Consider the following 22,739-nt stretch of genomic DNA (forward strand, 5'->3'; position numbering starts at 1 on the left):
ACCAGCAGCGATGCCGTACGGCATCGCTGAGCCTAACAAAGACGACAAAATGTCGGGCGTGTCGAGACGCTGATGCTGCCAGTACTGTCATCCGGTCTGTACCGGAGACTGAGGAGTGGAATCTGTGGCACGCAGGGTCGTAGTTGAGATGGTCGACGACATCGACGGCACCGCCTTCGGTGAGGACGGCGAGAGCATCCACTATGCGGTCGACGGCGTCGAGTACGTGATCGACTTGAAGGACGATGCGAAGGAACTCCGCGAGACCTTCGAGTACTACATCGCGCACTCCACCCGGGTCGGCGGCCGCAAGCACCGCTCCGACCGGCCGGACAACGCCACTGCCGGGAAGCGGCCGCGGGGCGAAACGCAGAAGATTCGCGCCTGGGCGCTCGAGCAGGGCTACGAGCTCTCCTCCCGCGGCCGTATCCCCACTGAGGTCGAGCAGGCCTTCCACGCCGCCCACTGAAGCTCCGAGGCTGATGTCGCGGCCTTCTCGCACCTCGATCGTGCACAGGCACCCCGGTCCGAATGGACCGGGGTGCCTGTTTAACCGGGAGTTTTGCAGGTCCTCTTAACCCGGGGTGTTGCGGGGATCGGTGGCAGGCGGAACAGAGTCCTTAGCCCTGATCTTTCCATCCACACCGTGGATGTTGAGTTCAGCGCCGGCGGAATTTGCACGACCAAGTTCACGAGCCTTGGCGATGCTCTCCTTCTGCGTCCCGGTCACAGCACTTGCCCGGGAGTTCCCTTCGACCTTGACCTTCCAGGCATCGCCACTTTTCACGACGTGGATGTTCTTCTTGGTAGCCACGCGCTCTACCGCCCAGGCTTCGTCGTGATGGTGACCTTGCGAATCGGACCAGGCACGCTGATCGTCTTCTTCTGGCCCGGGCGGATAGTGATTCGACGGATAGTACCCATGTGCACAACTCCTAAGGGCAGCTATCCAGACCAGAATCTCCGCCCCGCATCTTGCGGTCTTAGAGCCACGAGGTATGGTCATCTGTGCATCGGCAAAATGCAGATAAATACACACCTCGAAACTTTCAGTCCCCCCGAGTTGTTTCGAGGTTTTCTGCTGTCTCCAAATTAAGTTAGCACCCGATTTCAACATTTCCGCTTTACTTGAGACGAACGACCGGCATTTATGTGCCCGACGCCCTACTCGTCAGTACGTTCTCCCTGCTCACGGCATCTGAAAATTGCCCATGTGCCATTCGTCACATAGCAGAAATCCCGTAATGCCCCCTGTCGGTCACCTGTGCCAAGCTCGGACACCGCAAGGGTGAATGTCCCGGAAGTGGACTTCGAGCCGTCAGATTTGACGCCAGACGCCTCAAACGAAACTTGGTACAGAAGACCGAACGGAGACTTCGATGCCGAGCTGCATAGCCGATTTGACACAAAATTCTGACAAGGCTATATCTGCTCGCAGCAGCAATGCATAGACATTTTTACGGCTGCTCCACAGAACTTCACGGAGTAATAGATCCGCGAATTTGGCGTTGTTCATGGAGTGCCGAGATCTCCGCATCCGGCCCTTCGGCACAGCAGTCGCCGTCCATGAGACAACGCCTCTATTGCGATGTGGCCGAGAGATGCCGGTATAGCGTGGCGCGGCCAATCCCTAGAACTGCTGCGATTTCAGTTTTCGGGGTTCCCGCCTCGACCATCTGTCGGATGTGACGTGCCTTCGCCGCATCGATCGCCTTGGGCTGCCCGCCGATCCGGCCTCGTGCCCGGGCAGCGGCGAGACCGGCAACCGTCCGCTCTTGGATAAGCGCCCTCTCGAATTGCGCTAAGGCACCGAATATTTGAAAGATCAGCATCCCGCCAGGAGATGAAGTGTCGATCGTCTCCGTGAGCGATTTGAACGCCACCCCGCGGGCCTGAAGGTCTTCGACCGTCTCGATCAGATGGCTCAACGATCGCCCGAGCCTGTCCAGGCGCCACACTACGAGGGTGTCGCCGGCGCGAAGATGCCCGAGTAGGTCCAGCAGTTCGGGGCGGTCCTTCTTGGCACCGCTCGCCACTTCCTCCCAGACTCTCGAACACCCGGCGGCCGCCAGAGCGTCCCTCTGCAAATCCAGCACCTGATCGGTGCCACTTACCCTCAGATACCCGAATACGGCGCTCACAGGCGATGACTGTCCCAGAAACGTCTGACACCCTCCAGTGGGCACCCAAGAGGGTGAGACAGGTTTCTGAGACACATAACAATTCGGTAACGCTTCCCATCGATTCGACTCCTGGACACCTGCCGAGCAGCCGTCGGTCTCGTTCGGCCCACTCGCGGCCGCACGCACTCGATTCCCGTCCGGTGTCTCAACTCCGGGCGTCTCAGTAATGGTCGAATGAGAGACAACCCGAAACAGCGCATAACTATCCAGAGCGGACCCAACTGGTGTCCCGTTCGCCGTCCCGATTCGGGATTCCTTCACCGGACGGGGTTACCGGGACCCGTGCAGCTCAGCTCGTTCGGGACATGGGCCGGCGACGGGAAGCGGCCGAGGACGCTATCCGCAAAATCATCCGGACGGCCCGCAGACGCGCACACGAAAGAACCCCCAGGTTTCCCTGGGGGTTCTTTCACTATTCGTATGTCCTAGAGGGAGGCACTCGGCCCACGATCCTCAATGGCTCTGTGGTAGACACCGTACATGCCTACGGCCTCCTACGCAATGACCCCTGCCGATGCGCAGGCTATCGAGAAATGCCTCTCGCCTGGTCGAGTTGGGTCATATCACCCTCCGCTGGTCACCTGCGATCAGGGCGAGGATCCGCTGGCTGCTGCTCTTAGGCTCTATCGATGGAATGCCGAGATCGCTGCGGCCCTGTGGACTGTGATGCACGTTTTCGAAGTCACCGTACGGAATGCTGTGAGCGATGCTGTGACCCAGGTCCACGGACCGAATTGGACTCACGACGCCTCCTTCCACGCGAAACTTCCACCCGCGCCGCGTGACAGAAGCACGAACCGGCCCGCCGGGTACGGCGCACGGGAAGATCTCCAGAAGCAGAGCCGTCTCCATCCGACACCGGGCAAGGTGATTCCCGAACTGAAAATGGCATTCTGGGAGAAGATGTTCACTCAACGGCATGATGCCGATTTCTGGAATAGCTACCTCTGCACCGTCTTTCCGAACGTTGATTCCGCCGAACCTATCCGCGATCACCGCAATGCGCTGCGCACGAGGTACGAACGGGTGCGCAGGATCAGAAATCGTATGGGACATCATGAACCCATCTCGGACACTTCTCGATTCGACTTGTCCCAGTGCTACACGGGAATGATGGAAGTTCTGTCCTGGCGTTCCAGCGAGATCCATGCGTGGGTTGCCGATGTAGAGAATGTTCAAGAGGTTCTGCTGCGTCGCCCGCGTTAGAAACGCCGTCTCGCTGACCCTGCGGGTGAAGTCATCTCCCGATGATGCAGGATGCGCCCCGCAAGCGATCCCTTGTGGTGTCTCATGAGACCAGCTCCCGGTAACGACCGAAGCTGAGACGGTCGCGGTATCGGTTGTTTCCGAGGTGCAGCAACCCTGTCGCCGATCGCGGCGTGCATCGACTCGATCGTGGACTTCACTGATCCATGCGTGGAGATCTTGACGCTCGATTTCCATCGGCAACTGTATGCGGCCCAAGGGACCAGCATCTGAATGCAAGCAATACCAGCATTGATTGCATTCGAGGGGACCTCCTCGTCGAAGGGTGTCCTGTCCTAACTGGATCCGGTTACATCGAGCATCAGCGCGTTCAGCTTCGGTACCGTCGTCTCCCCGCCCAGGGTCGTCGAGTATGTATGCGAACCGACTACCTCGACGTACATGGTCACGAAGTCCCCGGATACCACATTTGTCAATATCGGCACCGCCCCGGTGACCACGGTGTTGTTGTCGTAGAGGAAGCTGTAGTCCTGTGGCGCAGCCATTGTGTCGGCCCTGAACCGCTCGGGTCCGGTCACCGAATCGAACTGGGTCACATGCCCGTACACAACCAGCTTCCTGCCCTTGTTCGCATCCGGATTCTTCATCACCAGCGCGAAATCCCGGTCACTCAGCGTCTCGTACGTAGACCGATCCCACTTCGCAGCCTCGATCGCAGCCAGCCGAGCCTTCTCCGCGTCAATCGCGGCCTGTCGCTTGGCCTGCTGCTCCTCCTGCTGCCGGCGGGCCTGCTCCTGCTGCGCGGTCCTCGCCGCCACCTCCTCCGGGGTCATGGTCCGGGTGATGCGGGCCGTCGTCGAGTTCCGCGCGGCGTCCGCGGCCGATGGCGAATCGTAGTCATTCACCGTCGCGGCAACGCCCAGAGTGACGATCAGCACGGCGAAGATGCCACCGACGATCCACGGCCAGTTCCGCTTTGGAGCATCAGGTTCACGAGGCGCCCACGGCGGCGTGAACGGTTTCTTCGGCGGCTTCGGAGACTGACCTGCAGTGGGTTGCCCCAACTGGCCCGGTTGCGGCCCCTGCGGGCGCTGCGGCCCCTGCGGGCGCTGCGGCTGCTGGGGGTAAAACGGATTCGACATGTGGGTTGACTTTCTCACGAGAAGGGCTGGTCAGGCTGCCTAGTAGTTCACAGTTGTGTCACCCAGCCACGGTCAGCACATCCGCGACGCGGCGATCAATGATGATCCGGGCAAGGCACCGACTGCCCTCGGTGACACGGACATCGGGGTGGGTGTGGTCACCGACACCCACCAGAGGCAGACATCGGTTACTCCTCCTTGAGCTCATTCATGCCATCGAACCAGGTAACGCCGTCGACGGCCGACAAATCCTGGATCGTCGCATGAGAATTGCCTCCCGGACTTGGGACCACGGCAGCGGCGGAAGGGCCGCTGTGGTCCACACGACGAGCCGTTGGCCAGTCTGAAGGGGCGGAAGGAATTGGAACCGCTCATGGGGCATGACTGTCTCAGAAACATCCGACCGCCCTCGAGCAGGCAATTCAGTGCCTGAATCAGGTTTTCACGACCGGTGTTCTCGCACATCAGCAGGCCCAGTTGGCGGCAAAATAGGGGTCATGAAGAGCGAGCTGTGGCAGGACTACGAAGAGGTAGCAAACTTCCTGCTAGATAAGGTCGCCGCCGAGCTAGGGCTAGAGCGAGTTGAGGGCAAGCAGACGCTCGTCGGTGACGTTGGTACGTCCTGGGAGGTCGACGGCAAAGGTGTGAAGCTCGGCGACGAAGGAATTGTCCTTATCGAGTGCAAACGGTACCCCAAAAGGAGAGTTGATCAGGCGACCGTGGGCGGATTCGCCTTCCGGATTCAGTACCTCGGCGCGTCAGGTGGGATCCTCGTCAATCCGCTAGGTACACAGGAAGGTGGCCGCATTATTGCTGTGCAACGGAGATCATCGAGGTTCATCTCAAGCCGGACTGCACGCGTACCGACTACGTGTTGAGCTTTCTGAACAGGTTTTCCTCGGGGTAATTGACTTCGGCCGGGGCACGGACCATGCGAGCGTCAAGGTGGTGAAGGAAGCCGACGAGGCATCGTGAGTGTGTCGTGTCTCATTTTGCAGCAATCATGAAATGCCGCGCCTGCCCAACTAACACATTTCCGGCCACCGAGCTGCGGTTGTTGGTCGACCCATCTACACCCAAGTGCGAGCACTCGCCCACCCCACCCCACTGGCCGCGTGCGGCCCACCCGCCTTCGATGCCCAATCGAAGCACCGTGCCGCATCTCGGCGCTTCGGTGTCTCGAAAAGGGCCGTTTCTTGGACACCCACCGGCGCGTCAGTGGCCGCAACGCGAGCCGAGCGACCACCACTGGGCCTGCGGATACCCTCACCGAATGCCTGCTTCTTTTACCTGGATGGGACTTCTATCCCTCGCCGTATCGATAACCTCGCTCAGCGTCACCATCGCCATCTTCTTGCTGGGGCGTCGCCTGTCTTTTCGGCAGCAGCGCGAACGCGTGGGCGAGCTTGAGAACGATGCATGGACGGTACTCAAACGCGGTGTCGAGGCCCTGCTCGAGCACCCTCAGCCCGACCCCGCGCTCGCGCAGCTCGGCGCCGAGAGTGATCAGGTGCAGCACCGACCTGCCGAGGCGGTCGAGTCGCGTGATCACCAGCGTGGTCGCCGTCGCGGAGCAGCTTGAGCACAAGATCCAGCTGCGGGCGCGACGCCTTCGCGCCGCTCGCGTGATCGATGTAAGTGTCCTCGGCCGCCACCCCGGCCCGGCGCAACGTGTCGACCTGATGATCCGGGTTCAGATCCGCGGGGGACACCCGCGCGTAGCCGAGCAACATGCGTCGACAATACCCCGACCACCCTGGTTTTCGACGTCGAGAGCCGACGTATTTACCCTGAATAATGGCTATTCGTGATGGTGTTGAAAAACCGAACCAGCCCGTGCCATCGTTGCCTCCTCACGGCACTGCTGTGTCGCCGGAGCCATTGCAACTCTGATCGTCTGCTGAATTGCCACGCCGGGGCCCGAGCCCCCAGCCAGCGACGAGCTCGACCGGTATCGACACGCCGACTGTCGGCGCGCGCGGCGAATCGAGGGATCTGTCGGCGACCGGGAACGGTAGAAGAATCGACTGGGGCCCAGCGCCTGTCGCTCACGTAACTCATAGACCGATTACGGTCATCAGTCGTGATTTCCGCAACTTGGAGCCAGATTCTGAATGCTTCGCATCTAGATAATGGCGAACACCCGAGAGGGGTTGGCCGCCGCCCGCGCACGCGGCCGCAAGGGCGGCCGGCCGTCGAAGCTGAGCCCGGATCAGATCGGACTCGCTCAACGCCTCTACGACGCCGGCGAGCACACCGTCGCCCAGATCTCGGGCATGCTGAAATTGCCGCGCACCACGGTATATGGACATCTGAACAAACGGCAGATGGACCGCGCACCGGCCGAGCAGGCGAGCGCCGTGGTCACCGATCCTCCAGTCCGCCCGCCTCGGACGTGCCCGACCTGCGGACATGAGCCGACCACTCGCGCCGAGGCAGCACACCAACGTGCCGACCTCGCGGTGACCTGGGTCCACGCCGACCCCAATCGCCGGGGAAGGGTCATCAGCCGCCACCACTGTCGGCATTGCGAACCCGGGCAACCAGCATTCGACATCGCCTGCAGCGTCTGCGGCGACGGACCCATCATCGCCGGCGCGCTCGCCGAGCAAGCGAAGAACGGCAACCTGGCCGAGCCCGTTCGACGATGGCTCACTGCAGCGGAATGGGCAGTCACCCCGGATCTCTTGTGTCCGGGCCACGCATATGCCGCTGACTGATCCCTGGGCGACCACGCTGGCCTACCTGGTGCCGCCAAGCCGAACTGGCCGCCACTGGGACCATACCGTTGAGATGTCGCGATAGCTGTGCCGCAACGGGGCTGCGGTAAGGCAGCTATGGCGGCTTCCGCGACGAGCAACAGGTCACCGACATGCTGCGCAATCTGCTCGACGAACGCTCAGATCGAGGACGGCCGAGGAACTGAAAGGCCCGCTCCCCCAACCATTTTCACTATCCGATAAGTGTTATCAACTAGCGCGGACGAGGCACGCCCGGCGTCCGTTGTCGCGCTCCGCGGCAGTATCCGACGCGGAAGGGCTTACCCATCTTCCGGATTGTTCCGGATCGCGGGGGTGCAACGGGACGGTTCGCGGGACATCTCTAGGTAACACCGGTGAGCTGGACGGGTATTCATCCGATGTGGTGTTCCGTTGGTGACGGCTTACGGAGCAAATCAGGGGGTTTCCATCTGCGGCGTTGTGTGTCTTCGTGTGCGTGGGCATTGCCGCAATCTGGGGGTGTTACCGGTGGTGGGGTTGGTGTGTTGTGGTCAGGAAGTGGTCGATGTCGACGATGAGGAACAGGGCGGTGGCGGTGGTCACCACGTGGGCGTGGTCGTTTTCGATGGTGGCTCGCAGGTGTAGTTTGCGGCCGTCGCGGGCGTGGATGTGGGCGCGGAGGGTGTAGGGGGTGTCGAGCAGGACCGGGGCGAGGTAGTCGATGGCGAGGTGGCGGGTGACGGCGAGTTCTCCCACGGTGTAGAGCAGGAATCCGAACAGGTCGTCGAGGACGGTGGCGACCGCACCGCCGTGGGCGATCGTTGGGGCGCCGACGTGGCGGGAGTCGAAACGGTGATGGGCGTGGACGCCGTGTGCGTCGCGTCGGACGCGCAGCTGGTGGCCGTGAGGGTTGGCCGGTCCGCAGCCGAGGCAGTGGTCGTGGTGAGGCGGCAGGTCGGCGGATCCGGACGCGACCACGGGGAAGGTGGGGATCGAGTCCTCGGCCTCGCAGGGTTCGGATCCGGGCTCGTGTGTGCCGGTGCGGGGTGTGTCCTCGGTCATGAGTGCTTTCTGTGGGTTTGTCTACCGGGTGGCGGCGATGAGGATGTCGCAGGGGACTTTGCGGGCAAGCTCGATCGGTGGGATGGACAGCAGCCGGGCCAGCAGTGGTGACCGGTGGGGGTTGGCGGTGACGATGAGGTCGGCGGCGGCGGTGGCGGCCAGGTGCAGCAATGCGGGCAGGAGGGGTTCGGGCAGGATATGGGTTTCGATGTCGGTGGCACCGTGGGCGAGGGCGTGCTGGTGGGCGGTGCGCAAGATGGTGTCGGTGGGGGTGCTCCCACGCAGCAGATAGGCGTCGGGTCCGAGCCGGTCGAGGTCGGTGCCGACCGCGCGTTCGTCGATGTCGTGGCGGGCGCAGATGATCAGTAGTCGGGCGTGAGTGGTGTGGGCCAGCTCGGCCGCCTGGTCGACCACCCGGTAGGAACGGTCGGATCCGTCGGTGTCGACGATGATCGTGCGGTAGGCCGTCATGACGGGCGTCTTTCGCGAGCGGCGGGCGTCTCAGTGGGACGGGGTGGACGTGTGAGGGCGCGCGGTGTGCGGCGAGGGGTGGGTCCGGGGGCGAGCAGAGCCAGCACGATCGCCCCAGCGGCGGTGAGGGCGGCCAGCACGAGCGCGGCCTGGCCGCTGCCGTGCACGAACGCGGCCTTGGCGAACTCGGCCAGCGGCCGGGCCACCGGTCCGGCCTCGTCGGCGACCTGTAGGGCGGCGGCCAGGGAATCGGCGACCGGGCCGCGGGCTGGCTCGGGCAGCCGGGGCAGGGCGGGCTGGATGCGGTGGGTGTAGCCGGCGGCGAGCACGCTGCCGGCCACGGCGATCCCGATCGCAGCGCCGATCTCGCGGGCGGCGTCGTTGACCGCGGCGGCGACCCCGTGTTTGGCCTCGGGGGTGTCGGCGACGATGGCATAGGTTGCCGGGGCGGTGCACAACCCCAGGCCCGCGCTCATGATCAGCAGCGGCCACAGCAGCTCGGGGTAGTGCGCGGTGAGGGTCAACCGGCTCACCAGCACCAGTCCGGCGGTGATGGCGAGCAGGCCGGTAACGGTCATCACCCGCAATCCGACCAGGCTCGACAGCCACGGCGCGATCACCGAGATCGCGACCAGCGGCACCACCATCGGCGCCAACGCCACCGCCGAGGCCAGCGGCCCATAACCGAAGATCAGCTGCAGGTACTGCACCAGCAGCAGGAACACGCCGAAGGTGACCAGGAACTGGATGGTCACCGACAGCGCGCCGGCACCGAAACCGCGGTGGGTGAACAACCGCACATCCAGCAGCGGCGCCGAGGAACGCAGCTCGACGACGACGAACGCCACCGTCGCGAGCAGACCGACCCCCGCACTGACGGCGACGAGCGGGTCGGCCCAGCCGCGCGCGGGGACCTCGATCGCGGCGAACACGATCGCCGCGACCGCAACCGCCACCGCGACCGCGCCCACCCAGTCCACCGGCGGATGCTCACGCTGGCGGGACTCGGCGATGGTGCACGCCAACCCCGCCATGACCGTCCCGGCCACGGTCAACCCGACGAACACCGACAGCCACGACCACCGCTCGAGCAACACCCCGGTACCGAGGATTCCCAGCACCGCCCCGGACCCGGCGACCCCGGCCCACACCCCCACCGCCCGGCCGCGATGAGCGGGGGCGAACCCCGCGGTCAGGATCGACAGCGTCGAGGGCATCACCAGCGCGGCGCCCGCCCCGGCCAGCGCGCGCGCCGCAATCAGCCACACCGGGTCGCCCAGCAACAGCGGCAGCGCCGAGGCGGCGGCGAACACCGCCAACCCCGCCACCAGCACCGCGCGGCGCCCGTAGCGGTCACCGACGGCTCCGGCGGGCAGTACCAGACACGCCAGCACCAGTGTGTAGCCATCGACGATCCAGGTCAGCTGGGCTTGCGTCGCCCCCGTCTCGACCGCGATCTGCGGCAACGCCGAATACAACGCCGCCATCGCCGCGACGACCAGCGCCACCGCCAGGCACGACACCGTCAGCATCCACCACTCGGCCCTGGTCCACCGGGCGATCTCGACAGTGTCCGTCCCGTGCGTGTTCACCGGTACCTCCCGACGATGAAGACCAATGGTCTCTGTGCGAGACCCTTAGTATCATAGTGGTCGAGGCGTGGGATAGAGTCCACCCATACCCAAAGCCGAACGGCACGAATCGGAGGAAAGCGCGGCCATGACCGACCCGGCCCCTCCGGCGACCGACCCGGTCGCCGCGGACGACGAGCAGGCCGATCCGCGGCTGGCACGCTCACGCAACCGGTTGCTCGACGCGGCCACCTATCTGCTGTCCACCGGCGGTGTCGAGGCGGTCACCGTCGAGGCGGTCACCCGCGTGTCGAAGGTCGCGCGCGCCACCCTCTACCGGCACTTCGGCAGCACCACCCATCTGCTCGCGGCCACCTTCGAACGGCTGCTTCCCCACGTCGACGCCCCCACCGGCACCGCCTCGGTGCGCGAGCGGCTCATCGCGCTGCTCACCACCCAGGCCGACCTCATCGAACAGGCCCCGGTGCAGATGACCACCCTGGCCTGGCTGGCGATGGGCTCCATCGGCGACGACCACACCGACCCGGCCGCGGTCACCTCGCTGCGCGCCCGCGTCATCGAGCAATACCGCCAACCGTTCGACCAGGTCCTCACCAGCCCCGACGCCCGCGCCATGCTCGGCGAGCTCGACACCACCTTCGCCATCATCGAACTCATCGGCCCGATCGTGTTCGCCCGCCTCACCGGACTACGCACCATCGACCACGACGACTGCGCCCGGCTCGTCGACAACTTCCTCGCCACCCACCCAACAGCCACGGCCGTAAACGCACCGACCGACGACTGAATCGTCGACCGCCCTCACCCCGACCGTGGTGTCCACCTCCGGACCGTACAGCGCCCGGACCGAAGAGAGATACGTAGGCCGCACCTGATCGCTCCGATCAGAACAGGGTGTCGCGCACGCGAAGTGGCCGGTAGCCGGTGGGGCGAGTTCGGCGTCGATGTCGACCAAGATGGATACGAACCGATCAGCGAAGCATCAACTTCCAGCTGCTCCGCCAACCGCGCCATCGCCACCGGCGGCGCGGGCCAGTGCCGCTAACGTCAGCCCGCAGCAATCGGCGGACTCCCGCACGTCGCGGCCCTTGCCGCCCGAGGCCTCCGCGAAACAGCGCACGGTGCGGCTCGGCACCGGCGCAGGACCTGGAAGGTGCGGACCGCGGCCAGCAGCGGTCGAGCGGTGGGTGGGACGGCGAGTGCGCCGGGTGCGGCCCGCTGCGGCGGGATTCCAGCCAGCAGGACATCGGCGCGATCGCTGAGTGCGGTGATCGGTATCGAGACCAGGGTGCCGTAGCCGACGCCGGTGATCAGCGCGGTGGCGAGCGCACCGGCGCGGACAGGATGGGCGATCCGCTCCCGGATCCGGGCGGCGGTCTCGGCGGTGAACGGGCCGGTGGTCAGCCCCGGACCTACCATGTAGGGCAACTGCTGCGGTGGTAGCTCGAGCCGATAGCCGTGCAGGGCGAATCCGTGCTGGGCGAATCCGTGCTGGGCGGCGCGCAGCATGGTGACGGTGTGCCGGTTGGTCGGACTCTCTGCACCAGCGCGGTCAGCAACACTCACAGGTGTGACGGTTCCACCGGACCGTCCCCGGTGGCCGGCGCGCACGGTGGTCGAGTTCTGCGGTGTCGCAGTCGGCGAGCCAGCGGCACGCGGTGCGGCCATGGTCATAGAGCTCGGCGATCCGGTCGGACTCGGCGCGCGGAAGCTGTTCGCGCGCCACGGCGCGGAAAGCGCCGGTGTCGACGTTCGGGAGCGGTGGCAGCGGACTCGGGTCGAACGTCGAGGCGGCAGGTGAGGGCGGCGCCGCGGTGGTGCGACGGTCGGTGACATCGGCGAGCCGATCGGTGATCCGGTACGGCACGTCGTCGAGCACGAGCCGCGCCGGGGCGTCGCCGGTGTGCCAAACCAGACGTGCTGCATTCACCGAGATCTGATCTCCTACTATGCCACGACCCTCTTCCTCTTGGGACCTTCACGACCCAGTGTTCACGATGTCCTCACTCAGGGGGAAGGGCCCGAGGTCGACGGTGGGGCGCGTGTGGAGGGCTACGTCTATCGCCGGGTCGCGACCCGGCGATCCCTTCGCCGCCGGTCATCACCCACGCTCGTCGCGCAGATCCACACCACACCGTGACCCGTCCCGTGACACTCCAATCGCTCTACGACGCCCCGACCCCGCCGACAGAGGCTTAGTACTGCAACGACAGTTTGTGACTAATGGGACTGTTGTGGTAATTGATCTGTGTGCAGTCAGAGGTGCTGGAGTGGTCAGCGGGGTTCACGGCGTTCTGTACGCGGTTCGCCCACCGGTTTTCGCGGGTGGAGTCGCGGCGGCGGATGGGCGCGTATGTGCGCGGACTGCTCGGTGAGGTCGAGCGCAAGAACGGATGGACACTGGCCGAGGCGGCCGGTGATGCGGGCCCGGAGGGCATGCAGCGGCTGCTGAACTTCTACTCCTGGGACTGCGAGGGCTCCGCGACGACGTGCGTGAGGTCGTGGTCGAGACGATCGGTGACGCCGACAATGGCGTGTTGATCGTCGACGAGACAGGGTTTTTGAAGAAGGGCACGCGCTCGGCCGGGGTGGCCCGGCAGTATTCCGGCACGGCCGGACGGATCGAGAACAGCCACTGGGATCGGGGTGTTTCTCGCCTACGCCTCCGACCGGGGCCGGGCGCTGATCGATCGGGAGTTGTATCTACCGAAGGCCTGGACCGAGGACCGCGATCGGTGCCGGGCCGCCGGGATCGGCGACGAGGTGGCTTTCGCGACGAAACCCGAACTGGCGCAGACGATGATCGAACGGGCTCTCGATGCCGGGATGCCGTTCGGATGGTTCGCCGGTGACGAGGCCTACGGGCAGGTCGGCCGACTCCGGATGTGGCTCGAATCCCGTGGTGTGGCCCATGTTCTCGCCGTTCCGAAGTCGCAGATGGTGATCTCGATGGAGTTGCGTCAGCGCCGGGCCCACGCCGTGATCGCCGACCTGCCGGCGACCGCGTGGCAGCGGATCAACTGCGGCGACGGCGCCCACGGACCCAGGCTCTACGACTGGGCGGTCGTAGACATCCGGCCACTGCGAGAACGCGGTCGCGGTCACTGGCTGCTGGCCCGACGGTCGATCACCGACCCCGACGAGATTGCCTACTACATCTGCTACGGCCCCGCCGACACCGAACCCGCCGAACTGGTCCGGGTGGCCGGCAGTCGCTGGGCGATCGAGGAGTGCTTCCAGACCACCAAGAACGAGACCGGACTCGACCACTACCAGGCGCGTGGGTACCCGGCCTGGTACCGGCACATCACCTTGTCGATGGCCGCGGCCGCCTTCCTGACGATCCTGCGCCGCGGTGCTCAAAAAGGGGATCTCCAGCCGGTTCCCGAGATCTAATACCTCTGACAATCAACGAGATCCAGCGATTGTTCAACCGCGTCGCCTGTCCGGTGCAACACGCCCTCGTCCACGTCTGGCACTGGTCGAACTGGCGCCGAGCCAGCCAGGCCAGAGCCCGCGCCAGCCACTACAAACGTCGACATCACAAACTGTCGTTGCAGTATTAGGCCCTGACCTCTCGGAGGGTTCGTGCCGCCCGAACCCGGGGGCACAAGCCAACGACAACTACCGCGGGCGGGCCCCTTCCGACCGACCTCACAGGCCGGTCTAGGTGGCTTTCTGACGTGCCGCCATTGGCGCGTTCGGGCCAAACGTGGCGCGTAAGGACCGTGCGGTGACGTAGACCACACGCGCACAGTAGACGTGTCTCGGGTGACTGATGAATGGAGAAAATGGGATGAAAACTAAGGCTGCGGTCCTATGGGGGCTCGGCGAGAAATGGCAGGTCGAAGAACTCGATCTCGACGATCCCAAGCCTGGCGAGGTGATGGTCAAGCTCACAGCCAGCGGCTTGTGCCACTCGGACGAGCATCTGGTCACGGGCGACATCCCGATTCCCTTCCCCGTGGTCGGTGGCCACGAGGGTGCTGGAATTATCCACAAGGTCGGAGCCGGCGTCACCGATGTCGAAGAGGGCGATCCCGTCGTCCTTTCCTTCCTGCCCGCGTGTGGGCGATGCAGCTATTGTGCTCGGGGAATGACCAATTTGTGCGACATGGGCGCTTCCATCATTCTGGGGCCACAGCTTGACGGCACCTACCGGTTCCACGGTCGCGGTCAAGATATCGGGCAGATGTGTGTGCTCGGCACTTTCAGCGAGTACACCGTGGTCCCGGTGGCCAGCGTCGTGAAGATCGATCAAGGCTTCCCACTCGACCGGGCCGCACTAGTCGGCTGTGGCGTGACGACCGGCTTCGGTTCGGCGGTTCGCACAGGCGAACTGCGCCCCGGCGACAGTGCGGTCATCATCGGAGTGGGAGGTATCGGCAGTAACGCAGTGCAGGGCGCGCGGATTGCTGGTTGCCGCTATGTGATTGCGATCGATCCGGTCGCATTCAAACGTGAGAAGGCACTCGAGTTCGGTGCAACGCATGCCTTCGCCACTGTCGATGAGGCATGGCCGGTGGTCGCGGATCTCACCCGCGGGCAGCTGGCAGATGCATGCATCATCACCACGGATGTCGCCGAAGGTTCCTACGTTCTCCCGGCCCTGTCGTTGGTCGGAAAGCGCGGTCGAGTGGTCGTCACCGCCATTGGCCATCCGGATGAGGATTCTTTTTCCGGGTCACTCTTCGAACTCACCCTGTATGAGAAGTCGATCAAGGGATCCCTCTTCGGCTCGTCCAACCCTCAGATGGATATTCCTCGTCTCCTCGAGCTCTACAACCTCGGCCAACTCAAACTCGACGAGCTCATTACCAAGGAGTATGCGCTCGAGGACATCAATGATGGCTACGAAGACATGCGTCAGGGACACAACATTCGCGGGTTGATCCGCTTCTAATCCCTGGACTGACAGAGAGATCAGCGGAATGGATAGTACGGAATATTCAGTCGATGTCGACCTGCTCATCGTCGGTGCCGGCCCGGTGGGTCTGTACGGCGCCTACTACGCGGGCTTCCGCGGACTGTCGGTCGCGGTCATCGACGCACTACCGAACCCGGGTGGACAGATCACAGCGATGTACCCGGAGAAGCCCATCTTCGACATCGCCGGGTTCCCAGCGATCAAGGGACAAAAGCTGATCGACGGGCTTCTCGAGCAGGGCGCACCGTTTCAATCGACGTATCTGTTAGGTCAGCAGGCGGTCAGTCTCGACCCAGTCGGTGACCGGTGGAAAATCGTCACCAGCACGGGCCAGCAGATTCTGGCGTCCGCTGTCGTCATTACCGCCGGGGTGGGGTCGGTGTCGCCTCGCCCTCTGCCCTGCGGCGAAGAATTCACGGGCAAGGGTGTGCAGTATTTCGTCCCCAAGCTCGATGTGCTCGATGGGCAAGATGTGCTCGTGGTCGGGGGCGGCGACTCCGCCGTTGACTGGGCGCTGGCTTCGGTTGAGCGTGCCCGGTCGACGACCCTGGTGCATCGCCGCAAGCAGTTCCGCGCCCACGCACACAGCGTCAAGCTGTTGCAGGAATCGTCCTGCCGTCAGCTGGTCGACGCCGAGATCACCTCATTGCACGGAAATGGCAGCGTCGAATCCGCCGTGGTCAACGTCAAAGCCGCCGCCGAGCCGGTCACCGTGCCGTGCACGTTGGTCGTCGCCGCCCTCGGGTTCACGATGCAGCTGGGTCCGCTCGCGAACTGGGGACTCGAACTAGAGAACCGGTCGATCCTGGTCGACACCGCGATGAGAACCAACCGCAACGGCATCTTTGCTGCCGGTGACATCGCCACATATCCAGGCAAAGTGAAACTCATCGCGGTCGGTTTCGGGGAGGTCGCCTCCGCGGTGAACAACGCCGCGGCCGTTCTTCAGCCCGAGGTCGGTCTTGCACCCGGTCATTCCAGCGACAATGCGCCGGCATTCGCAGCCATCAGCTAGAAACCCAGATCGGAAAGGAGCTCGTCATGGGCTTCGTCATCGGCGAACATTGTATTGACATCATGGACAAATCCTGCATGGAGGAGTGTCCGGTCGACTGTATCTACGAGGGCGGGCGGATGGCGTACATCAACCCCACCGAGTGCATCGACTGTGGCGCGTGCGAAATCGTCTGCCCTGTGGAAGCGATCAAACCCATGCAACGTCTGGCCGACGAGTGGAAGCCTTTCAAGGAAGCTGCTGCAAACCTTTTCGAGACCGTTGGGAATTCTGGCGGCTCAACCAACGTCGAGGGAGCACTCGAGGATCCCGATTTCGTCAAGAACTTCGTCAAGGACGACTAACCGGGCGAGTCTCGCCTCCGACATATCACATGCATAAGTCGTCGCAGAACGCGGCGACGTCACCGAAAACTGTTAGGAGCAAAGCATGGAGCGCTCGATCACACACAACGGTCGGACCGGGTTCGGCAGCCTTACCCCCGGTGGCCTGAATCTCGACAACTTCCCGATGAAACTTTTCACCAAGGGCAACGGGAAGGTTTGGAATCCGGCGGATATCAACTTCACGCAGGATGCGGTGGATTTTGCCGCGATGAGCCCGGACGAGCAGCGGTTGACCATGGTGCTGGCCGCTCACTTCATCGGCGGCGAGGAATCGGTGACCCAGGATCTGCAGCCGTTCGCGGCGGCCATGGCTGCGCAGGGACGCCTCGGCGACGAGCTGTACCTGACCCAGTTCATCTACGAAGAAGCCAAGCACACCGAAGGTTTCCGACGTTTCTTCAACGCCATCGGCCACGAGAACACCGACCTGCACCAGTACGTCGAGTACAGCGATTCGTACAAGCAGATCTTCTTGGACGAATTGCCCAGCGCCCTTTACGCATTGGCCGACGATCCCTCTCCGGTGAACCAGGTGCGGGCGAGCGTGACTTACAACCACGTGGTAGAGGGTTGCCTCGCTCTGACCGGTTATTTTGCGTGGGCCAAGATGTGTCAGCGGCGCGGGATCTTGCCTGGCATGCAGCAGCTCATCAAGCATATCGGTGACGACGAGCGCAGGCATATGGCGTGGGGAACGTTCACGTGCCGTCGTCTCATCGCCGCTGACGATGGTAACTGGGGCGCGATCAGTGACCGTATGCAGGAACTGCTCAATCCCGCATTGAGTCTGATCGTCAGTCTCTTCAGCGAGTACGAGGATCGTGAGATTCCCTTCGGCATTACAATCGACGAGATGACCGACTACGCACTCGACAAGGTCAACCGTCGACTCGAATCGATGGAGAGTGCTCGCGGTGCCGATCCTGCGAGTATCGATCTCGACTACTCCCCCGCCGACTTGGAAGAGCGTTTCCACATCGAGGATCAGAAGGTAATCGCAGATTCCATCGCACAGGACGAGAACCTGGTCGGCAGCTAGCTGTTTCGTCTTGGGGCTGGCGTCGACCAGCCCCAAGACCCTTAGGGTGCTGCGCCGTTGAACGGACGGGCTTCACTCCCGGATCAGATGCACGCGCGTAGGCCCTCAGCTGTCGGCCGAGGGCTTCTCGTCTCAGGAATCGGCGTCGAGTAACCCGTAACGCCCCCATGGCCGCTGCTTAGATACGGTTTCGCGCCCCCACCCGTTGAATGAGTGAGGCGACCAGCCTCTTGGCTGTTCGTTCGCTGACATGCAGTCGCTCGGCGATTTCCGTTGTCTCCAGACCATGAGCGAGCAGGCTCCACAGTGTCACCTGTTGGGTGCCTGACCGGCGTCACCGAAGACTTCCCACCGGTGATCCCGCCCGAAGAGCGTGAAATCTTGCTCTATTCGGCCTCGAGGCGGGGCACTAAGCGAAATGTTCTAAGTCAGGTCTCAGGAATCGGCGTCGAGTAACCCGTAACGCCCCCCCATGGCCGCTGCTTCGATACGGTTTCGCGCCCCCACCCGTTGAATGAGTGAGGCGACCAGCCTCTTGGCTGTTCGTTCGCTGACATGCAGTCGCTCGGCGATTTCCGTTGTCTCCAGACCATGAGCGAGCAGGCTCCACAGTGTCACCTGTTGGGGGCCGAGCTTGTCTAAGAGATCATTTTCGGGCTTGCGACTACTGGTGAGTAATTTTTCGAGCAAGTCCGCCTCGACGACTTTCATTCCGGCGGCGAGGGCGAGTAGCGGGGCCACGAGCGCGTCCGCGTCGGACGACTTCGCCATGAATCCGTCCGCACCGCTCCGCAATGCACGCTCGGCCAAGGCGAGGTCCTCGGTGCCCGAGAGCGCAAGTATCCGCGTTGCGGGATAGGCTGCCCGTACTGCGGCGATGGCCTCCAATCCGCCTCGTGGCGGCAGAGTCAGGTCAATCGTCACAATGTCCGCTCGGTTCTTGCCGACCAGTGCTACCGCCTCATCGCCGTTCGTCGTGGTGCCGGCAACGTCGAAAAGATGGTCGGCCCTGGTGCCCAACAGGAGTTCGAGGCCCTGGGTGAAGAGCGCGTGGTCGTCCACAATAACTACGACGAGTGGGGAACCAGGCATAGGTTGTAGTGTGACACGCCCGATCGGCACACGGCGCTGTGAGGTCGCTTACGGCGCGGATCTGACAGGACCGATTCGGTGCGGCCTTGAGGAGTAACGATCATGTCGAGAAAGAACGACTCTGTCGTGGGAGCTGCTGCGACGAAGCCTGTTCAATGGAAGGAACCCGAGCGCGTCATCGCGGTGCTCCGGGTTCTGGTCGTCGTCAGCATCACCGTGGTCGTAGCGTTCGGAACGCCGATAAACCGCACATACCTGCCGCTGGCGGTGATCGGTCTCGGGTTCGCCTACACGTACGCCACTTACGTCTTGATTGCTGATCTACGAGGGCTGCGCCAGCTGCCCCAGGATGCGGTCGCAGCCCTCGACGGGGTGGTGTCGGTGACGGTGGCGGCCGCGACCGGTGCAGCAGTGAGCCACCTGGTCGCGGTTCTGCCTTTGGCGATCGTCGCGATCGCGGTACGCCAGGGGATGCGGCATGCCATTGTCGACGCAACATGTGTGGGTGCACTCTTTGCCGTGGTTACACTCGCCACCCCGCTGCCCGATGTGGCGACGGCGTACCGCATAGAGACGGCATTGTGGTGGTTCGGCTACCTAATTATGTTTGCCATATTGACCGGCACCCTGCGGAGCCTCCTCGATCGTGAACACGACCGGGCGATCCGGGCCAAGGCCGAGGCACTCTCGGAGCACCTGGCAGTTATCGAGGAACGCGATCTGCGCGCCAGACTGCTCGAAGCCCAAGCGATGCGAGATGATGGGCTGCGGGTGGTGCTGCACGAATTTCGCACGCCGATCTCTTCATTGAGTTCGTTGGCCAACTCCCTCACCACCCCAGGCCGGTTTGACGCCCAGGCCCAGGAAAGGGCAATCAGCCTGATTGCAGCACATAGCCGGCACCTCACCGACATGCTCGACAGTTTGGCCGATGTGGCGTTGCGGACGGGTGATCCCACCGGCGTCGCCCGCGTCCGGCGCACCGCATTGGACGAGCTTGCCCACGCGTCTATCGAAGCGGCGGGCATCTCGCGCGCGAACAGCAAGATCACCATCACACCTCCCGGCGCCGTGGTCCGCTGCGATGCCCACCGACTACGCCGTGTCATGACGAACCTTCTCGAGAATGCGCGACGGTACGGTGCGGACCATCCGGTGGAACTGTCCCTGGTTTGCACCTCATCGTCCCTGAAGGTCGAAGTCGGCGACCGCGGGCCGGGTTTGACCGATGACGAGACCACCCTGGTTACCCGCAAGTTCGTCAGCCTCGGCGAGCGAGGAGGCACCGCGGGGCTCGGATTGTGGATCGTCGCGGAAATATCGAGCGCGATGGGCGGTACCTTCGTCCTCGTGCCGCGCACCGGGGGAGGACTGATCGCCCGCGTCGTCATCCCACTGGACAGCCCCCCGGAGGCCCCAGCACGCGCCGGCACACGCTGATGCGACTCCTCCACGCCGAAAGGGCGGGAATCGGTCCCAGCCTCAACCTCTGCTCGTAATGCGGCGGCCCGCCGGCGCCGCCCACCACCTGCACTGCGCAGCGTCGGCCCGATCGCCGCCAATCAGGCCGTCAACCCGCCCGCGTAACAACATTGTCCACGAAAACTGGCACCACTCCGCGACAGGATCCGGTCACTACGGACGGTTCATCCCGGTGCGCCACAGCCAGTTCTGCCGTACTGATCCGGCGTACTTCTCGACCTTGCTCCGGTGCCGGGCTTACCCGTAGTGAACGGATCTGGGGGCGGCGGTTCCCCTGTGTGCGCATTGTGGGCGCTTTCTACCCGTCCACCCAGTGCTCGCTCGGTCGGAAGTCTCGGGCCTTCCAGCGCGGCCGCGACGGCCTGCTCGGGCCATCCATGGCCCGTACGCCCCGCGCGAAGACGTGACCTGGATCACCAGACTTGCCTCTGGTGCGCCGAAGTCCGGCGTCCTCAAGCAGGAGATTCGATGACCACGATCATCCCTGAAGGCACGGCACCGTCCTTGGAAGGTGCCGAGGAGAGCATCTTCATTGCAGGACAGCGACGCCCAGCGTTGAGCGGCAACACCCTGGACACCGTCGACCCAGGAAACGGGAAGGTCCTGACCCGGATCGCGCTGGGCACCAGTGACGATGTCGACGCCGCTGTGCGCTCGGCCCACGCCGCCCAGACCGAATGGGGCGCGCTCAAGCCCACGGCACGCAGTCGTGCGCTGGCCGAGCTCGCGCACCTCGTCGAACAGAACGCGGAGGAGCTTGCCATCCTCGAAACCCTGGACAACGGTAAGCCGCTCACGGAGTCACTCTTCCTCGACATGAGCATCGCAACGGAAGTCTGGCGATACTACTCCGGTAGTCCATCCCGGCTGACCGGCGATGTTCTGCCCGTATCGCCGCTGGTGGGCGAGGCCCTGACATACACGCGGCGGCAACCACTCGGTGTCGTCGGCGCCATCGTCCCATGGAACTTCCCGCTGCTGATCGCCAGCTGGAAGATCGCGCCCGCCCTGGCCGCAGGAAACGCCGTCGTTGTCAAGCCCAGCGAGATGACCTCGCTGACGGCGGTGCGGCTCGCAGAACTCGCCATCGAGGCAGGGCTGCCTCCGGGATTGTTCAACGTCGTAACCGGCTTGGGCCACGAGGCGGGACAAGCGCTCGTCGAACATCCGGGTGTGGACAAGATCACGTTCACCGGGTCGACGGAGACGGGTCGGCGCATCGTTGCCGCCAGTGCCCGCAACCTTGCGAAGGTGACGCTCGAGCTCGGTGGCAAGTCCGCCAACATCGTCTTCGAGGACGCTGACCTCGACGCAGTGGTCGAGGGTGCCCTGACAGCCATCTTCGTGAATCAAGGGCAGGTCTGTTGCGCCGGTAGCCGACTGTTCGTACACCGCAGCGTCCATGACGAGGTGGTGGCCCGACTGGTCGAGGCGACACAGGGAATCGTGACCGGGCACGGACTCGATGACGACACGCAGATGGGACCGTTGGTCTCGGAGAGTCAGCTCAACCGGGTCGAGGGTTTTGTCCAGGCCGCACTCGAGGAAGGAGCGGTTCTGCAGATCGGTGGCAACCGCCGCCCCGAGTCCGCCGGCTTCTTCCTCGAACCCACGATCTTCACCGGCGTCACCGATCACATGCGCATTGCCCGCGAGGAAGTGTTCGGCCCGGTTCTGTCGGTGCTGACCTTCGATGACGAGGCCGAGGCAATCGCCCGCGCGAACTCGAGCGAATACGGACTCGCGGCCGGCGTGTGGACGCGTGATGTGTCACGCGCACACCGGGTTGCGCACGCACTCGATGCGGGGACGGTGTGGGTCAACATGTACAACATGCTGGACCCGACCTCACCTTTCGGTGGTTTCAAGAATTCCGGGTATGGACGTGACCTCGGCGAGGAAGCGCTTCTCGGCAATACCCAGACCAAGTCGGTCTGGATAAATCTCGACTAAGGAGAAACGCAATGGGCGTCTTCAAGAACGACGACGATGTGTACAAGTATGTCGGTGGGGTGTTCACTCAGGGAGTTGCAGACCCCGAACTCGGACCGAAGTTTGCGGAGTCGGGTGTGACCCTTCGGATCACCTACACCGATCCGGATTCGGTGATCACCGTCGACTTTCCGAATGGCAAGGTCTACACCGGAGCGGGCGTCGGGCCCGACCCGAACGTCGAGCTGTTCATGTCGGCCGACAACGGAAACAAGTTCTGGCTCGGCAACCTCAATCTCCCCGTTGCCATGGCGAAGGGCACGGTGCGCGCCAAGGGGCCGGTGCCGAAGCTCCTCAAACTCATCCCTGCAGCGAAGACACTGTTCGACCCGTACCGAAAAATGCTCGCCGCCGACGAACGCGCTGATCTGCTGAACGCCTAAGTCACCCTGAGGGGGCGCGGCACGCCGATTTCGCCGCGCCGCGCCCC

The 22,739-nt window shown here is 63.8% G+C and carries 24 protein-coding genes and 1 pseudogene; 13 read left to right on the top strand and 12 right to left on the bottom strand.

Annotated elements, in window-relative coordinates:
- The first annotated feature begins 124 nt into the window (after positions 1–124).
- Positions 125–469, top strand: a complete 345-nt coding sequence (locus HYG77_RS38385; protein WP_109336394.1) for an Lsr2 family protein — start codon at positions 125–127, stop codon at positions 467–469.
- Between the two features lie 105 nt (positions 470–574).
- Here the strand turns inward: HYG77_RS38385 and HYG77_RS41105 are convergent, their stop codons facing one another.
- Together HYG77_RS41105 and HYG77_RS38395 are read right to left on the bottom strand one after the other, a co-directional pair.
- On the bottom strand, positions 575–1,117 hold the full coding sequence (locus HYG77_RS41105) for a DUF2188 domain-containing protein (protein WP_250775892.1): 543 nt from the start codon (positions 1,115–1,117) through the stop codon (positions 575–577).
- A gap of 463 nt (positions 1,118–1,580) precedes the next feature.
- Complete coding sequence (locus HYG77_RS38395; protein ID WP_109336396.1) at positions 1,581–2,141, bottom strand: recombinase family protein; 561 nt, start codon at positions 2,139–2,141, stop codon at positions 1,581–1,583.
- A 522-nt stretch (positions 2,142–2,663) separates the two neighbouring features.
- On the opposite strand from HYG77_RS38395, the gene HYG77_RS38400 reads away from it, so the two are divergent.
- Complete coding sequence (locus HYG77_RS38400) at positions 2,664–3,389, top strand: hypothetical protein (protein ID WP_162603433.1); 726 nt, start codon at positions 2,664–2,666, stop codon at positions 3,387–3,389.
- A gap of 335 nt (positions 3,390–3,724) precedes the next feature.
- On the opposite strand, the gene HYG77_RS38405 is transcribed toward HYG77_RS38400, so the two are convergent.
- A complete protein-coding gene (locus HYG77_RS38405) occupies positions 3,725–4,531 on the bottom strand; it encodes a DUF2510 domain-containing protein (RefSeq protein WP_162603434.1) in 807 nt (268 codons plus the stop codon).
- 497 nt (positions 4,532–5,028) lie between these two features.
- Here HYG77_RS38405 and HYG77_RS38410 point away from each other — a divergent pair, with 497 nt between their 5' ends.
- Entirely contained in the window at positions 5,029–5,409 is a 381-nt protein-coding gene (locus HYG77_RS38410) for a hypothetical protein (RefSeq protein WP_109336399.1), read from the top strand.
- 425 nt (positions 5,410–5,834) lie between these two features.
- Here HYG77_RS38410 and HYG77_RS40470 read toward each other — a convergent pair whose 3' ends face one another.
- Together HYG77_RS40470 and HYG77_RS38415 are read right to left on the bottom strand one after the other, a co-directional pair.
- Positions 5,835–6,050 (bottom strand): hypothetical protein, encoded by a 216-nt coding sequence (locus HYG77_RS40470; protein ID WP_230990491.1) that lies wholly within the window; start codon positions 6,048–6,050, stop codon positions 5,835–5,837.
- Positions 5,962–6,264, bottom strand: coding sequence for a recombinase family protein (locus tag HYG77_RS38415; RefSeq protein ID WP_230990492.1), 303 nt, complete (start codon positions 6,262–6,264; stop codon positions 5,962–5,964). The genes HYG77_RS40470 and HYG77_RS38415 overlap by 89 nt, the downstream gene beginning before the upstream one ends.
- 399 nt (positions 6,265–6,663) lie before the next feature.
- On the opposite strand from HYG77_RS38415, the gene HYG77_RS38420 reads away from it, so the two are divergent.
- Complete coding sequence (locus HYG77_RS38420) at positions 6,664–7,251, top strand: helix-turn-helix domain-containing protein (protein ID WP_109336400.1); 588 nt, start codon at positions 6,664–6,666, stop codon at positions 7,249–7,251.
- A gap of 522 nt (positions 7,252–7,773) precedes the next feature.
- Here HYG77_RS38420 and HYG77_RS38425 read toward each other — a convergent pair.
- The 3 genes from HYG77_RS38425 to HYG77_RS38435 are packed head-to-tail and all read right to left on the bottom strand — an operon-like array spanning position 7,774 to position 10,376.
- Positions 7,774–8,313, bottom strand: coding sequence for a PaaI family thioesterase (locus tag HYG77_RS38425; RefSeq protein WP_204165075.1), 540 nt, complete (start codon positions 8,311–8,313; stop codon positions 7,774–7,776).
- Between the two features lie 21 nt (positions 8,314–8,334).
- Entirely contained in the window at positions 8,335–8,784 is a 450-nt protein-coding gene (locus HYG77_RS38430) for a universal stress protein (protein ID WP_109336401.1), read from the bottom strand.
- Positions 8,781–10,376 (bottom strand): MFS transporter, encoded by a 1,596-nt coding sequence (locus HYG77_RS38435; protein WP_109336402.1) that lies wholly within the window; start codon positions 10,374–10,376, stop codon positions 8,781–8,783. The genes HYG77_RS38430 and HYG77_RS38435 overlap by 4 nt, the downstream gene beginning before the upstream one ends.
- A gap of 127 nt (positions 10,377–10,503) precedes the next feature.
- Between HYG77_RS38435 and HYG77_RS38440 the strand changes: the two genes are divergently transcribed.
- Positions 10,504–11,163, top strand: a complete 660-nt coding sequence (locus HYG77_RS38440; RefSeq protein ID WP_109336403.1) for a TetR/AcrR family transcriptional regulator — start codon at positions 10,504–10,506, stop codon at positions 11,161–11,163.
- Between the two features lie 260 nt (positions 11,164–11,423).
- On the opposite strand, the gene HYG77_RS38445 is transcribed toward HYG77_RS38440, so the two are convergent.
- Both HYG77_RS38445 and HYG77_RS38450 read right to left on the bottom strand, forming a co-directional pair.
- Positions 11,424–11,942, bottom strand: coding sequence for a hypothetical protein (locus HYG77_RS38445; RefSeq protein WP_109336404.1), 519 nt, complete (start codon positions 11,940–11,942; stop codon positions 11,424–11,426).
- Complete coding sequence (locus HYG77_RS38450) at positions 11,929–12,306, bottom strand: hypothetical protein (protein WP_109336405.1); 378 nt, start codon at positions 12,304–12,306, stop codon at positions 11,929–11,931. The genes HYG77_RS38445 and HYG77_RS38450 overlap by 14 nt, the downstream gene beginning before the upstream one ends.
- Before the next feature lie 320 nt (positions 12,307–12,626).
- Between HYG77_RS38450 and HYG77_RS38455 the strand changes: the two are divergent.
- From HYG77_RS38455 to HYG77_RS38475, 5 genes and pseudogenes are all read left to right on the top strand, one after another.
- Positions 12,627–13,772 (top strand): annotated as a pseudogene (locus tag HYG77_RS38455) (IS701 family transposase).
- Between the two features lie 400 nt (positions 13,773–14,172).
- On the top strand, positions 14,173–15,279 hold the full coding sequence (locus HYG77_RS38460) for an NDMA-dependent alcohol dehydrogenase (protein ID WP_109336406.1): 1,107 nt from the start codon (positions 14,173–14,175) through the stop codon (positions 15,277–15,279).
- A 28-nt stretch (positions 15,280–15,307) separates the two neighbouring features.
- The gene (locus HYG77_RS38465) at positions 15,308–16,318 is read left to right on the top strand and encodes an NAD(P)/FAD-dependent oxidoreductase (protein WP_109336407.1); all 1,011 of its coding nucleotides are present in this window, start codon (positions 15,308–15,310) and stop codon (positions 16,316–16,318) included.
- Between the two features lie 26 nt (positions 16,319–16,344).
- Positions 16,345–16,662 carry a ferredoxin gene (gene fdxA / locus HYG77_RS38470; protein WP_109336408.1) on the top strand — a complete coding sequence of 106 codons (318 nt, stop codon included), beginning with the start codon at positions 16,345–16,347 and terminating at the stop codon, positions 16,660–16,662.
- Positions 16,663–16,747: 85 nt separating this feature from the next.
- The gene (locus HYG77_RS38475) at positions 16,748–17,743 is read left to right on the top strand and encodes a R2-like ligand-binding oxidase (protein WP_109336409.1); all 996 of its coding nucleotides are present in this window, start codon (positions 16,748–16,750) and stop codon (positions 17,741–17,743) included.
- A 178-nt stretch (positions 17,744–17,921) separates the two neighbouring features.
- Here HYG77_RS38475 and HYG77_RS40870 read toward each other — a convergent pair whose 3' ends face one another.
- Together HYG77_RS40870 and HYG77_RS38485 are read right to left on the bottom strand one after the other, a co-directional pair.
- On the bottom strand, positions 17,922–18,056 hold the full coding sequence (locus HYG77_RS40870) for a LuxR C-terminal-related transcriptional regulator (RefSeq protein WP_109336410.1): 135 nt from the start codon (positions 18,054–18,056) through the stop codon (positions 17,922–17,924).
- A 122-nt stretch (positions 18,057–18,178) separates the two neighbouring features.
- Entirely contained in the window at positions 18,179–18,835 is a 657-nt protein-coding gene (locus tag HYG77_RS38485) for a response regulator transcription factor (RefSeq protein ID WP_109336411.1), read from the bottom strand.
- Positions 18,836–18,937: 102 nt separating this feature from the next.
- Here HYG77_RS38485 and HYG77_RS38490 point away from each other — a divergent pair, with 102 nt between their 5' ends.
- The 3 genes from HYG77_RS38490 (at position 18,938) to HYG77_RS38500 (ending at position 22,692) form a co-directional block, all read left to right on the top strand.
- Entirely contained in the window at positions 18,938–20,275 is a 1,338-nt protein-coding gene (locus HYG77_RS38490; protein ID WP_109336412.1) for a HAMP domain-containing sensor histidine kinase, read from the top strand.
- A 510-nt stretch (positions 20,276–20,785) separates the two neighbouring features.
- Complete coding sequence (locus HYG77_RS38495) at positions 20,786–22,270, top strand: aldehyde dehydrogenase family protein (protein ID WP_040270050.1); 1,485 nt, start codon at positions 20,786–20,788, stop codon at positions 22,268–22,270.
- 11 nt (positions 22,271–22,281) lie between these two features.
- On the top strand, positions 22,282–22,692 hold the full coding sequence (locus HYG77_RS38500) for an SCP2 sterol-binding domain-containing protein (RefSeq protein ID WP_040270049.1): 411 nt from the start codon (positions 22,282–22,284) through the stop codon (positions 22,690–22,692).
- The last annotated feature ends 47 nt before the right edge of the window (positions 22,693–22,739 follow it).

This window comes from Rhodococcus sp. ZPP, from assembly GCF_017656075.1.
Lineage (GTDB): Bacteria > Actinomycetota > Actinomycetes > Mycobacteriales > Mycobacteriaceae > Rhodococcus_F > Rhodococcus_F oxybenzonivorans.